The organism is Streptomyces sp. NBC_01092, assembly GCF_045039535.1.
GTDB lineage: Bacteria > Actinomycetota > Actinomycetes > Streptomycetales > Streptomycetaceae > Streptomyces.
Genome location: NZ_CP108659.1, coordinates 1585822 through 1598061 on the forward strand (window position 1 = coordinate 1585822; position 12240 = coordinate 1598061).

The following is a 12240-nucleotide window of genomic DNA, read 5'->3' on the forward strand; positions in this document are numbered from 1 at the left end:
AAGGCGTGCAGGTGCTCGTCGTGCCACCCGTCCTCGTGCAGCAGCGCACCGCGCATCGTGCCTTCGAAGGAAGCAGCTGGCCTTCTCCGCCACGCGGACGGACGCCGGGTTCGCGGTTGAGTGGCACAGCCGGAGACGGTGCAGGCCCAGGTCATCTAGGGCCCACCGGCTGACGCGCCTTGTCGCCGCGACCACGACACCGCCACCGCGCGCTTCGGACGGAACCCAATGGACGATCTCGGCACTGCCGTCGTCGAGGTCGATGTCCCCCCATCCGATTAGGCCCAGGGCCTCGCCACCGTACGTCCGTGCGATGGCCCAGATGGCGGCCTGCTCGGCCGGCAGCGTTCCTGTATGCGTTCGATCCTCAGGCGTGCGTGTTCCGACGACTCCACGACCAGGCGGTTCCACGACCAGGCGGTTCCACAACCGGATGGCGGTCTCAGTCCCGCAGAACCGCACTCGACCAAGAGGTTGCGCGGATAGGCACGCTGGAGGACGTCGGCTGCGGAACAGGCACAGGTCACAGCGATCATGGAGTTGCGACGCTCTGTGATCACTGGGGGACCTGTGCCCGCGCTGCCATCATGGCTGACTGAACCACTCTGGAACCAATTCGCGGCGTTGCTGCCCGAGCGGCCGGCGTACCACCCAGACCATCCGCTCGGCTGCCACCGCCGGCGCATCAGCGACCGCATCATCTTCGACAAGATGCTGCAACCGCTGCGCTTCTGCTGTTCTTACGAGGCGATCGCCGACACGATCTGCTCGGCCACCACAATCCGCAGCCGCCGCGATGAGTGGATACGACTGGGCGCTTTCGCCCGGCTCAAGCAGCTCGCACTGGAGTCCTACGACCGGATCGTCGGCCTCGTCCTCGACCAGATCGCCGTCGACGGAGCGATCACCAAGGCACCTGGAGGCGGGGAGGCCGCCGGACGCTCACCGGTCGACCGCGGCAAACAGGGACTGAAGCGCTCGGGTATGACGGATGGATACGGCATTCCGCTGGGCCGTGTCCTGGCTGGTGCAAACCGCCACGACTCTCCGCTGCTCGCCCCGACTCTGGACCGTCTGGAGGGCCTCGGCCCATTGCCCGACACCATCACCGTGCATTTGGACGCCGGCTACGACTCGGACACCACCCGCGCTCTGCTCAGCGAACGCGGCCTGCACGGACGCATCGCGCACAAGGGGGAGAAGGCGCCCATTCAGGCCGGTCGGCGTTGGCACGTCGAACGCACTCACGCATGGCAGAACGCCCTTCACCGTCTCGCCCGGTGCTACGAGCGTCGCGTCACTGTCATTGATGCCTTCTTCGACCTCGCCGACACAATCATCACCGTGCGCAGCCTGATCCGGCGGTCCTGGACAACTCACCGCTGGGACGAACGCCCGAACCGCCGACCGTGATCCTTCGGCCCCGCTCCGGTCACTTTGGCAGATCGGCGGAGAGGAAGGGAGCAAGGAGCGCGAACAACGCGTCGGGGCGGTCCAGGGGGATGATGTGGCCGCAGTCCTGGAGATGGTGTCCGACCAGGTCATCGGCGTTGGGACGGAGTTGGCGTTCGAGCCCGGTGCCGACGGGGTGAGAGCCGACGGCCATGGTGGGCATCGTCAGCCGAGCCGTCGCGACGGCGTCCTGTATCTGCTGCGCGCTGGTGGGCAGGGCCCGGTAATAGGAGAACGCGCAGCGCAGGGCCTCGCTCCCGGTGAACGCGTGGACGAAGGCCGCACGGATGTCGTCGCGTACTCCTCGCCCGAGCGTCCCCGAGTCGAGGAACCAGTCGATGTACGGGGCCTCGTTGCCCGCCAGGACGGTCTCGGCGAGGCCGGGGACGGCGTGGAAGCCGAACCACCACGGGGCGCCGCCCGCGATGACGTGTTCCGCTCCGGGCAGGCGGCCGAGCAGTGCCTCCATCACGACCAGGCGCCGGACGAGGCCGGGGCGGCGCAGCGCGAGCAGGACGGCGGGGGCGGTGCCCGCGTCGATGCCCACCACTGCTGCCGAGGGCTCGCCGAGTGCGTCGAGTAGCCCTTCGGCGTCGGCGGCGAGGGTGCCTGCGTCGTAACCCTCGACGGCTCGTGTACTGGCACCGAAGCCTCGCAGGTCCGGGGCGATGACCCGATACTGCCCGGCCAGTCGGCCCATGATGCCGCTCCAGAGTTGCCAGGTGTGCGGGAAGCCGTGCAGCAGGAGAACCGCAGGTCCGTCCCCGGCGATTGCGACGTTGAGTTGGACCCCGTTCGTCGCGATGCGGCGCAGTTGGTGTGCGGTGGTGGCGGGCATGACGGCCCCTCCGACTGGTTACCATTGGTGACCACAGAACGATAGGTAACTGTCCGACCGCTGCCTAGGCGGCACTTTCAGGGAAGGTGGTGAGCCACAGGTGACCACCCAAGGAGCCCGGACCGCCGATCGCGGGGTGCGCGGCGATCTGTTCGATCCCCGGTGCCCGACGCGGCAGTTGCTGGACCGCATAGGTACGAAGTGGACGTCCATGGCCGTCAAGGCGCTCGCGGGTGCCGCACCGGACGAGGTGCGCTTCGCGGAGCTGAGACGCCGGATGCCCGGTGTCTCGCAGAAGATGCTGTCCGTGACGCTGCGAAGCCTGACCCGCGACGGGCTGGTGTCGCGCCGGGTGGAACCGACCGTGCCGCCGCGGGTCTTCTACCGCCTCACCGGACTCGGGCTGTCTCTGGAAGCCGCGCTTGCGGGGCTGCGGACCTGGGCGGAGGAGCACATGACCGAGATCAACCGCGCCAACGAAGCCGCCGACCAGGAGGTCGATGAGGGATAGGCAGGCTGGTTCCGCGCTCAGTACTGGTGGCTCGGTACTCGATGTAGCCGACGTCGCCGCCCTGGTACCACGTAAAAGATGGAGGAGATGTCGCCGGCGCAGCGGCTGGCGACGAAGGAGCTGGTGAAGGACGACGGGGAGATGGTGTTCGAGGATGGCATCTCCCGGTTCTGCCCGAAGCACTCCAAGATCCTGAAGCCGGCCGTCGAGGGCACCTGTCCGCGGTGGTTCCAAGTCGTGCAGGACCGGGTGGATCGGCGCGCCGAGTCTGTCGCTCCAGCCTTGCACCTCTTCCTGATCGGCGTCCCCACCGCGCGCGTCGCCCGCATGCCTGACGACAGGGAGACATCGTGAGCGGATTCGGATGCGTCATGCGCCACGCGTGAGGCTTACAGGTCGTGGCTGGCCAGCCAGGCGAGACTGGCGTCGGCAACCTCGCGCCATCCGCTGTCGATGGTGAGCGAGTGACCGCGGTCGGGGAATTCCGTGAGGTCGGTGATCGCGGTGGAGCCACGGTATTGCTTGAGGGTCGACTTCGTGATGGCCTCGGGAACGGTGTGATCCTTGCCGCCCGTGATGAGCAGGAGGGGCCGCGGTCCGCGTTGTCGGTGTCGACCTTCGCCGGTGAGTGCGGGCTGAAGTTGGACACGGATGCCTCGAACAGCGGTTTGCCAGGGGGGATCGTCCAGCGTTCGTACAGGTCCTGGGATTCGTCTTCGTCCACGGCGTTGCCGAACGCGAACCGGAACTGATCCGCGGTCGGGGAGACTGCGCGGTGCTTGTTGGCGGGGTTTCTGAAGACGGGGAACGTCACGCGCAGGGCGGAGAGCGGGAGCGGCAGGACTCCCTTGATCTGGGCTGCGTCGATGGCGACGGCGGCCGCTGCACGGTTCTGGCCGAGCAGCTTCTCGGCAATCATGCCGCCGAAGGAGTGCCCTACGAGGATCGGCGGCTGCGGCAGCTCATCGATGATCTGTGCGTAGTGCGCCGCGACGACGTCGATCCCGTGGTCGGCGATGCTGTCGGGGTCGGCGCGAGCGGCTTCCACGGTGTCGACGACTCCCGGCCAGCCCGGCGCCATGGGTTGGTAGCCCCGCTGGGTGAAGAGCTCCACCCAGGGTGTCCAGGAGGTGCTATACAGCCAGAGGCCGTGGATGAAGACGACGGGGCGCCCGGTTGGGGCCATGGCGGTCCCTCCTCCTGGATGGAGTAGTTGTTCCCGTTCTCATCTCGTCGCCGCGTCCGCGTCCGATGGCCGCGAACCCGTGGGAATCGTGGGGAGCGGACCGGCTCAGGAGACCATCAGTACGATCTTGCCGCGACGGTGCCCGTGTGTTCCAGGGCCGCGTAGGCCTGCGGCGCTTCCTGCAGCGGCATGACACGGTCCACCTGGGGGTTGCAGGCGTCCTGCTTCGACCAGGGCGGTGAGGCCGTCGAGGCCCAAGCGGTCGGGATCGACAACGAAGAAGGCGCCTCGCGCGCGGGCCCCCTCCGGGGGCGTGGGCGGGGAGACGACGCTGACCAGGACGCCGCCGGGGCGCAGGACCGTCCAGGAGCGCACCTGGGTGTCGCCGCCGACGGTGTCGAAGACTACGTCGACCCCCTCGACCTCGTCCTCGAAGCGGCGGGCGGTGTAGTCGACCACCTGCTCCGCGCCGAGCCCGCGGACGAAATCGGCGTCCCCCGCCGAGGCGGTGGCGATCACCCTCGCGCCCAGAGCAGCGGCGAGCTGCACCACGAAGGAGCCGACGCCTCCTGCCCCGCCGTGCACCAACACGGTCCGGCCCGCCACCAGCTTCCCCTGGTCGATCAGGCCCTGCTACGCGGTCAGCCCGGCGAGCGGCAGTGCCGCGGCATGCTCGTGGTCGATCGAGGACGGCTTGGCAGCCAGCACTGCCGCGGGGACGGCGGTGTACGCGGCTGCGGTCCCATCGCGGAGAAACGGGATCAGCCCGTAGACCTCATCGCCCACGGTGAACTCGCCCACGTCGGCGCCGAGTTCGGCCACGCCTCCCGACACCTCCTTGGACGGCACGATCGGCAGCCGGAGGCTGCCGCTGTCGTCGAAGGCGTCGGTCCAGGTCGCGTCCCAGTCCAGCTCGCCCGACGTGATCGAGGCCGCCCGAACGGCGACCAGCACCTCACTGGGCGCGGGCACGGGTTTCGGTGCCCTCTCGTAGAGGAGCCGCTCGGGTCCGCCGCGTCTGTCGCCGCGCGCATGCTCTCGCTCACCTGCCATCTCCTCACCAGGTCTGCACGAGGCCGCCGTCGATACGGATGTTGCTGCCGAGGATGTTCGTGGCGCGGTCGCCCGCCAGGAACACGACCAGGTCCGCGATCTCCGAGGCGCGGGAAAAGCGCCCGCTGACGCTCGCCTGCGCTGCCTGCGCTTGCACCTCCGCCGGCTGCCGGTCCGTCGCTGCGGACAGCGTCTCGGCCATACCACCGTCGCCCAGCCACAGGTCCGTCTCCACCGGGCCGGGGCTGACACTGTTGACCCGTACCCCGCGCGGACCGAACTCCTTCGACAGCGCCTTGGAGAAGTTGACCAGCGCCGCTTTTGCGGCGCTGTAGTCCACCACCGCCGGGTCCGGCAGCTCCGCGTTGACCGACCCGATGTTCACGATCGACCCCGCTCCGGCCTCCAGCATCACGGGCAGCACCGCGCGGGTGACCGCGACCGCGGCGAAGAGGTTGAGCTCGAAGGTCTGCCGCCACTGCGCGTCGGAGACGGAGAGGAAGCCGCCGGGCCGGGCAGGCGCCGAACCAACGTTGTTGACCAGCACATCGATCCGCGGTCCTGTCGCGGCGACGAGGCTGTCGGCGCTGCCCGGCTCGGTGAGGTCGAGCGGGACCCAGCGCGCGTTCCCGGTCTTCACCAGCGCGTCCAGATCGGGCGAGGACGACCGTGCCGCCGCGACCACCTGCGCCCCCGCTCCGGCGAGCGCCTGCGTTACCGCGAGCCCGATGCCCTTGCTGGCCCCGGTCACCACGGCCGTCCGGCCCTGCAGATCCTGTGCCATCGCCCTGAGCCTCCGTCCCGCCATGCCCTGCCTCGCGGACTTCGCCATCCGGTCGTCGCTCTCCCCGCACTCATGCTCGCAGGGAACAGCGTCCACCACCCGTCGAGCGCGGAACTTCGGAGCGCAGGCGACCAGGCCATACCTGATCATCAGTGCACAATGGGCAATCCTGGCTCATCTGGTCTGAAAGATCGGGGTGTCCTGCAACAGCGATCACTTCCGATTGCCCTCTCTCTGCACATGCGCAGCCCGGCAACCAGCCAATGGAAGAGGTCTTCAATCAAGTACAGGGCAGTCGCCCGTTCCAGGAATGCGGGCGTGGATGGCCATGTATGGGCAAACGCCCTCCCGCCCGCGTCACCCTCTGCATGATCTTCCGGGCCCTCAAGGCTGCAACAGCTCGAACGGGCCGAAGCCAGGGCCGATCGGCCCTTCCGGAAGAGCTCCGCTACTTGTTGGCGTGCTCGCCCAGGTAGAAGAGCAGCCACACGAACCCGGCGAACAGATGCGTGCCGAAGATGTAGAAACCGGCCCGGATCGCGACACCGCGTTCGATCTGCCACTCGCTGTCTTTGTTCTTGGCCTTGCGATTCCGCTGCTTGCCGTCTCTGGCGTCGCTCACCGTGTCAACTCCCGTCACTCAATCTGTCGTGCATGCCTACAAGGGGATCTCGAACCGGACGAGGACGACCTTGCCGTCGTGCTCGACGGCCGGCTCGGCGCTCAGCTCCCCGTCGTAGTCAGCGGCCAGTTCGGCCACCATCCGCAGCCCGGCGCCCATGCCCTCAAGCCTGAGATCCGGAAGACGCGGCTCGGCATCCGCGACGCTGACGACCAACTGGTCACCGGCGACGGTTATCCCCACGTCCGTCATCGGCGAGTGCGGGGCATGCCGCAGCACGTTGGTGACCAGCTCGCTCACCACGAGCAACACCGCGTCCGCGAAGGCGGACCCGGGGGCGATGCCCGTCTCGGCAAAGTGCCCGGCCGCCGCTTCCCGCGCCTCCCGCACTGCATTGGGCCCCACCCGCACCGAGGTGACGTGCCGCCGTGCAGGCGGTCGTACGTGCTCGACGGCAACGGCGGGCCTGCCCCGATGCCACGGCATCCGGAACCGGTGGGCGCCGCCCGTCACAGGGCAGGCTCCGTTCCGCGCAACTCGGCGAGCAAGTCCTGGCGCCCCGCCAGCAGCACGGACAGGATCCGCCGGGCAGCGGCCAGCAACTCCGCCACATCGCCGCCCGCCAGCTCGTACACCACCGTCGACCCAGTCCGCGTCGCAGTCACGATCCCGGAGCGCCGCAGCACCGCCAGCTGCTGGGACAGGTTCGACGGCTCGACATCGATGGCCGCAAGCAGCTCGCGCACCGGCTTCGGCCCGTCCTGCAGCAGTTCCAGCACACGTATGCGTACCGGGTGCCCGAGCATCCGGAAGAACTCCGCCTTCGCCTCGTACAGCGGCACCGGCATCCCGATCACCTCTCGTCCGCTTCAACATCGAGGCACGCGCCAAGGTCGATCCCATGCCGTCGTGCCACGCGCAGCGCGTCGTCCAGCTCGTCCCGGGCCACGGCGACCTCGTAGGCGTCTTCGGCCTCCAGGGCCGCGCTGACCGCGGCGCGCGCCTCGCGCACCCGCTCCCGTGCAGCCTCGGCGAAACCGCCCACCAAGGACCACCTCCCCCAAGACCTGCCCAGCAAGGCAACTATCGAATTGAAGAACTCTTCAAGAGTAGTGGACAGAAGGCCGCCCGGCCCGGGCGGCCTCTTGGTGAGGTCGGCCCGGGCGCGTTGCCGGTCTTTCGAGGGGTCCCAGTAGTACTCGCCGAATAGGCAACGGAGTAGCCCCTGACCTGCGGTTACTCCCCGCTCCCTTCCGCTGCCGCTGCCGAGGGTGCTGACGCGGTTTGCGTACTCGCGACGGGCCTTACGCTGTGCCGGGATCGCCGGGGAGGGGCTGGCAGCGAGCGAGGAGTTGGCGGTGGACCGAGGGCACGGCGCGGACGCGCAGCGCGTAGCCCTGGCCGCGCCGTGCAGTCACGCCCTGATCGAGCGCGGCCTGCTCGGCAGGCTCCAGCTCGGCCGCGCGAAGGAAGTCGGCGATCGTGCCCGGCATGTCGAGGGTGACCGCCAGCTCCGGAGCCGGGGTGCCCTCGTAGCCGGCGGTGGTGTGCTCGGGCATGGGGTCGGTGACGGCCGTACGGATGGCGCCCCGGCTGACGTTGTACTCACGGGCCAGGGCGGCGATGGACCGGCCGCTCAGGTACGCCGTGCGCACGGCGTCGGTCTTCTCGGCCTTGATGGCCGTGCGGCGGCCGCCCTGGTTGCCCTTTGCCTCGGCGGCCCGCAGGCCGTCGCAGGTCAGCTCGCGCTGGAGTTCCCCTGCGGCGGTGAGGGTCTGCACCATGAACTTCACGGTGGACAGCAGTTCTCCGGTGCGGGGGTGACGGGCGGTGAGGTCAATCGCGGAGAACGCGCCGTCGTGGATGCGCAGGGCGAGGCGGCCCTGGTGCAGGACGTCGAGGACATCGAGGATGTGCTGGGTGCCGCGCACGAGGCGGAACATCTCGGAGATGTGCACGGTGTCGCCTGGCCGCGCGTACTTCAGCAGCTCGCTGAACTTCGGGCGCTGAAGCGGCTGGAGGTGCTGGCCTCCTCCTCGAACATCACCCGGTTCTCGATCCCGGCCTCGGCAAGGACGAGGTTCTGTCGGTCGGCCGACTGCTGGTCGGTCGGCACCCGCTTGTAGACCAGGTTGGCCATTTGGGCACCCGTTCATGTAGGCGGAACCGAGCCTGTCTGTCATCAAACCCTGTCAGCAGTCACCTTCGGTCCTCATTGGATTCGCGCCGCCTCAACGCCCCGGAATGTCCGGGTTCATCGGACGCCTGTCCCGCCTGTCGTCAATCGTTCGTTTGACGACAGGCGCGTCAGGGGGACTCTTCGGCCGGGCATCACCCCGCTGCAGGCCCAGCCGGAGGGCGGCCCACACTTCGCGGCGGATGTGGCCGGGGCGGGCCGTCAGCTTGTTCCTTAACCTCGGGCTCGGTCGTGTGGTCACTCTTTGGAGTAGCCACAGGGTATGGAGGCGGCCTTCCTCGTGGTCCTGAACTCTGCAATGAATTACGGGAGTTCACAAGGAAGGCCGTGCGATCGCGCGTCGAACGATCGGCTGTGGCAAGCGGCGAGGCGTGGTTCTTGGCCTGCGTCCAGGTCACTGGCAGTGTCGACGTCGAGGCCAGGTCTCCGATGACGCACGGCAGGCGGGTGACCTGCGGGACCGGGTCCTACCCGCCTGGTCCATGGCGCTTACCCGACGATGTGGCCGCCGCAGCCACCGCACTCTCGGGGGGCCTGATAGCACTGGTAACGCAGGCAGTTGAGGCAGATGGAGATGTTCTCCACGTGCCAGGTCTCGTTGTGGCAGGCGCAGCGCGCTCGCTGGCTGAGCAAGGCCACCCAGCCGGCCTCGCCTCCGATGAACTCGTACGAGTGCTCCACGTACGCCTGAGTAAGAGCGCCAGCAAGTCTCTTGTTGTCGTGCCACCACCACAGGTACAGCGCGAAGAAGGCGCGTCCGGTCACCAGCCAGTCCTGACCTCGGTCACGGGCCGCCCACGCCGTGACCAGGCGACTCACGCGTTCTTCGAACGGGTTCTCCGTCTCGTCGAGAATCACCGAGTTTCCGCTGATCGTCGGCTCGACTGGTGCTGGTGAGGCGGCCATATTGCGGGCGAAGACGACGTGGCCGGCGGTGTCGGTGCCTCGTTGGTTAGGGAGAGGTAAACCCTTGGCCTGAAGTCTGGTGCGCAGCACGGGGTAGATGTCGTTGAGGGTCAGATGCGGTGACCTTCCGGGGATGCCCGAGCGGACAACGTCACAGAGATGTTCTGTGAATGAAGTGGGCTTGGTCGTCTGCTCCCCCAGGGGTACGACGTGCGCAGTGCGGTTGCGGGTGGTGGCGGTGAGGGTGTAGGAGCCGTTGACTTGTGTGAGATCGGCCAGTACCTGCGCGTCGCCAGTACCGAGGGCTTCGATGGCCTGGCCGGCGAAGCAGCAGTCCATGATGGTGATCCGCGCCTTCGCGGGGCTGAGTAGCAGGACCTCGGCCAGGTTCCTCCAAACCAGGCCTGTGTATTTCGGATACTCCGGCTGTGTCCGGGGCATCACCAGGCACAGTTCGCCGGACGTTGAAAGCATTCCGTGGCCGACAAGGTAGAGAAGCAAGTTGCCGGTGACCCCTTTGACAAGGTTGGCGACCTGCACGATGAGTTTCTCGGCTGACGAGACATCGTCGATCACGGTGACCTGGTGGTCCTTCCAGCCGCACAGAGTGCTGTCGAGCAGGAGGTCGCGCACGGCCTGCAGGCTGTTGAGCGCTGCCGGGATCGGCGGGAATTCCGGGTGTTCGTACTTCGGGACTCCGATCAGCACCGCGTGTGATCCGGGCGGCGGGCCAGGCTCAGATAGCGGGGGTGTCATTGTCGTCGCCGGCTCGAAGTACCTGCTCCAGCAGCGGCATGGCGTCGCTGACTGTGTCGATCTCCAGGGAGATCGAGCGGTCAGCGGTTTCGACAGTGATCTTCGCCGACGTCCGACGGGTCTTCAACCAGGTGATGAGCGACGCGCTCAGCACCGAGCCCGCACCCCCAGCGCCCAGGGCCACCGTTAGCAGTTCGACGGCCGAACCCAGTTCGGTCTCCCCGATCGGCCGCCGTCCCACCCGAACCAGTCCGCGCAGCTCATCCTCGCCAGTCAGCCACTCATACAGTGACGACAGGTCCTCCCCGTCGCCACCTACAACGGCGATCCTCACGTCCAACTGTCCACCCCCGCTTGTCAACCAGTTGACCGCCAACACTAGCCAGCTTTTCCGAACTTGAGCAGTGTCCGCAGCTGCCCAGGGGCATCAAGCTGACCGCGTCGATGGTCTCGCCGGTCGGCGCCGAGTACGGGTCTCACCGGTACAGCGTCGCCGACGTGCTCGCAGCCCAGAAGGCGGATGCCGACGAGGAGCCGACCAGTGAGCTGAGACAGGCGGTTGGGAGTCATTGAAGCTGACTCCCAACCGCCTTCGACTGCACGGCATCGGGGCTCCGCAGGGCCGATTGCTGCTACAGCCCGGCTCCGGGCTCGTCGATGGCCACGGTTCGCAGGGGCCGGTGGCCCTGCTCGTCGAGCTCGGCGAGTTCATGTTCGTGGTCGACACGAGCGGGTTCCGGCTGGTCGTGTCCCTTGGAGTGGTACCGGCCGCTCCCCCCGGCGCGCGTGATCCGCAAAACCCCCCGGGCACGCCTCAATCCGCCTGCCCACAGCGCTGTGGCACGCCATAATCTTGGCCTCCTGGTGGCCGAGGAAGGCGAGGCGCAGTGTCGCATGACAGTGAGGTGCGGGTGCAGGACGTCACCCCGGCCGCCTGGAACAAAGTGAACGAAGGACTACGGGCCAACGCCGTGGCGCTGACCGCACTGGCGGACGGGCGGCGGGTGCTCGCCTCGGGCGGCGACGACGGCACCGCCCACGTGTGGAACACCCACGACGGAGAGATCGTGCGCAGCGTGCTCGGGCACAGCGAGTGGGTGTTGTCGGTGGCATTGACGGTGCTCACAGGTGGAGCCGTCCTCCTGGCCACCGGTGGGAAGGACGGCCTCGCCTCGATCTGGGGCGCGAAGACGGGCACCGCGCTGCGGACAATGACCGGGCATGGACGCGCGGTCAACTCGGTAGCCTGGGCAAGCCCATCGGGCCGGGCACCGTGGCTGGTCACCGGAAGCGATGATGCGACCGTGCGGGTCTGGGACGCGGAGACCGGGGCGGCAGAGCATGTCTTCCCGGTCGGGACGGCGGGCGTTGACCTGGTTTCGTCCGTTGCCACGGCCGTGTCGCCCGCCGGCGAAGTACACCTCGCCGCAGCCAGCGACGACAGCGAGGCGACCACCGTGCACATCTGGAACGCAACGACGGGCACGAAGGAACACACCCTGCCCGTCACACGCGACGGACTCGGCTTGGTCGCGCCGTCGGTCGCAGCAGCGGCCCTGCCGGACGGGTCATTGCGAGTCGCCGCCATTGCTGACGCGGCCGTGCGCCTCTGGGACGGCCACACCGGCCACATGGTGCGCACCCTGCCCGCATCCGACGGTGCCAAAGGGGACGTGGCCTTGGCATCCGTGCCGGACGGGCGGGTGATCGTCGCCGCCACGCGTGGTGAGGAGACTCGGATCTGGGATGCCGACACCGGCGTCCTGCACGCCACCCTCGGCCACGGCGGCGGGTACCACTGCACCGTCGACATGGTGGCGCTATCCGACGGCACGCTGCTGCTGGCGACTATGCGGGACCGGGATACGCCAGCTCGTCTGTGGCACGTCGACCTGTCCTGACCGCCCCATGCGGCGGCTGGTCTGGGTCCACTCG

16 protein-coding genes and 2 pseudogenes are annotated in these 12240 nt (G+C 68.2%); 4 read left to right on the plus strand and 14 right to left on the minus strand.

Translation table 11 applies throughout. The features are described 5' to 3' along the window. Nucleotides 1–138: 138 nt before the first annotated feature. Nucleotides 139–462, minus strand: a pseudogene (locus tag OG254_RS06855) (GNAT family N-acetyltransferase); the annotation flags it as partial. Between the two features lie 108 nt (nt 463–570). Between OG254_RS06855 and OG254_RS06860 the strand changes: the two are divergent. Further along, on the plus strand, nt 571–1413 hold the full coding sequence (locus OG254_RS06860) for an IS5 family transposase (protein ID WP_405578357.1): 843 nt from the start codon (nt 571–573) through the stop codon (nt 1411–1413). 19 nt (nt 1414–1432) lie between these two features. Here the strand turns inward: OG254_RS06860 and OG254_RS06865 are convergent, their stop codons facing one another. Beyond that, the gene (locus OG254_RS06865; RefSeq protein WP_405578359.1) at nt 1433–2290 is read right to left on the minus strand and encodes an alpha/beta fold hydrolase; all 858 of its coding nucleotides are present in this window, start codon (nt 2288–2290) and stop codon (nt 1433–1435) included. 100 nt (nt 2291–2390) lie between these two features. Between OG254_RS06865 and OG254_RS06870 the strand changes: the two genes are divergently transcribed. Both OG254_RS06870 and OG254_RS06875 read left to right on the plus strand, forming a co-directional pair. Continuing rightward, entirely contained in the window at nt 2391–2801 is a 411-nt protein-coding gene (locus OG254_RS06870; RefSeq protein WP_405578361.1) for a winged helix-turn-helix transcriptional regulator, read from the plus strand. A 78-nt stretch (nt 2802–2879) separates the two neighbouring features. Further along, the gene (locus tag OG254_RS06875; protein WP_405595667.1) at nt 2880–3155 is read left to right on the plus strand and encodes a hypothetical protein; all 276 of its coding nucleotides are present in this window, start codon (nt 2880–2882) and stop codon (nt 3153–3155) included. Nucleotides 3156–3546: 391 nt separating this feature from the next. Here the strand turns inward: OG254_RS06875 and OG254_RS06880 are convergent. The 12 genes and pseudogenes from OG254_RS06880 to OG254_RS06935 all read right to left on the minus strand — a co-directional run. Then, nucleotides 3547–3987: pseudogene (locus OG254_RS06880) on the minus strand (alpha/beta hydrolase); the annotation flags it as partial. A 105-nt stretch (nt 3988–4092) separates the two neighbouring features. Beyond that, nucleotides 4093–4593, minus strand: coding sequence for a zinc-binding dehydrogenase (locus tag OG254_RS06885; protein ID WP_405578364.1), 501 nt, complete (start codon nt 4591–4593; stop codon nt 4093–4095). Between the two features lie 27 nt (nt 4594–4620). Further along, complete coding sequence (locus OG254_RS06890) at nt 4621–5040, minus strand: alcohol dehydrogenase catalytic domain-containing protein (protein WP_405578366.1); 420 nt, start codon at nt 5038–5040, stop codon at nt 4621–4623. 4 nt (nt 5041–5044) lie between these two features. Further along, complete coding sequence (locus OG254_RS06895; RefSeq protein ID WP_405578369.1) at nt 5045–5824, minus strand: SDR family NAD(P)-dependent oxidoreductase; 780 nt, start codon at nt 5822–5824, stop codon at nt 5045–5047. A 448-nt stretch (nt 5825–6272) separates the two neighbouring features. Then, the gene (locus tag OG254_RS06900) at nt 6273–6446 is read right to left on the minus strand and encodes a DUF6126 family protein (RefSeq protein ID WP_405578371.1); all 174 of its coding nucleotides are present in this window, start codon (nt 6444–6446) and stop codon (nt 6273–6275) included. A 36-nt stretch (nt 6447–6482) separates the two neighbouring features. Next, nucleotides 6483–6959, minus strand: coding sequence for an ATP-binding protein (locus OG254_RS06905; protein ID WP_405578373.1), 477 nt, complete (start codon nt 6957–6959; stop codon nt 6483–6485). After that, nucleotides 6956–7294: an ArsR/SmtB family transcription factor gene (locus tag OG254_RS06910; protein WP_405578376.1), complete on the minus strand. Its 339-nt coding sequence runs from the start codon at nt 7292–7294 to the stop codon at nt 6956–6958. The genes OG254_RS06905 and OG254_RS06910 overlap by 4 nt, the downstream gene beginning before the upstream one ends. 5 nt (nt 7295–7299) lie before the next feature. Next, on the minus strand, nt 7300–7491 hold the full coding sequence (locus OG254_RS06915) for a hypothetical protein (protein WP_405578379.1): 192 nt from the start codon (nt 7489–7491) through the stop codon (nt 7300–7302). A gap of 259 nt (nt 7492–7750) precedes the next feature. Further along, the gene (locus OG254_RS06920; protein WP_405578382.1) at nt 7751–8404 is read right to left on the minus strand and encodes a hypothetical protein; all 654 of its coding nucleotides are present in this window, start codon (nt 8402–8404) and stop codon (nt 7751–7753) included. A gap of 23 nt (nt 8405–8427) precedes the next feature. After that, on the minus strand, nt 8428–8586 hold the full coding sequence (locus tag OG254_RS06925) for a hypothetical protein (protein WP_405578384.1): 159 nt from the start codon (nt 8584–8586) through the stop codon (nt 8428–8430). A 546-nt stretch (nt 8587–9132) separates the two neighbouring features. Continuing rightward, nucleotides 9133–10257, minus strand: a complete 1125-nt coding sequence (locus OG254_RS06930) for a hypothetical protein (protein WP_405578386.1) — start codon at nt 10255–10257, stop codon at nt 9133–9135. A gap of 28 nt (nt 10258–10285) precedes the next feature. Then, nucleotides 10286–10639, minus strand: coding sequence for a hypothetical protein (locus tag OG254_RS06935; protein WP_405578389.1), 354 nt, complete (start codon nt 10637–10639; stop codon nt 10286–10288). 577 nt (nt 10640–11216) lie between these two features. Between OG254_RS06935 and OG254_RS06940 the strand changes: the two genes are divergently transcribed. Beyond that, complete coding sequence (locus OG254_RS06940; RefSeq protein ID WP_405578392.1) at nt 11217–12206, plus strand: WD40 repeat domain-containing protein; 990 nt, start codon at nt 11217–11219, stop codon at nt 12204–12206. Nucleotides 12207–12240: the final 34 nt, after the last annotated feature.

What these genes read in the sequence shown, in the direction of transcription:
- OG254_RS06875 (WP_405595667.1), top strand. Translation starts at nt 2,880, where the DNA reads ATGGAGGAGATGTCGCCGGCGCAGCGGCTGGCGACGAAGGAGCTGGTG.
- OG254_RS06895 (WP_405578369.1), bottom strand. Translation starts at nt 5,824, where the DNA reads ATGGCACAGGATCTGCAGGGCCGGACGGCCGTGGTGACCGGGGCCAGC.
- OG254_RS06910 (WP_405578376.1), bottom strand. Translation starts at nt 7,294, where the DNA reads ATGCCGGTGCCGCTGTACGAGGCGAAGGCGGAGTTCTTCCGGATGCTC.
- OG254_RS06925 (WP_405578384.1), bottom strand. Translation starts at nt 8,586, where the DNA reads ATGGCCAACCTGGTCTACAAGCGGGTGCCGACCGACCAGCAGTCGGCC.
- OG254_RS06865 (WP_405578359.1), bottom strand. Translation starts at nt 2,290, where the DNA reads ATGCCCGCCACCACCGCACACCAACTGCGCCGCATCGCGACGAACGGG.
- OG254_RS06890 (WP_405578366.1), bottom strand. Translation starts at nt 5,040, where the DNA reads ATGGCAGGTGAGCGAGAGCATGCGCGCGGCGACAGACGCGGCGGACCC.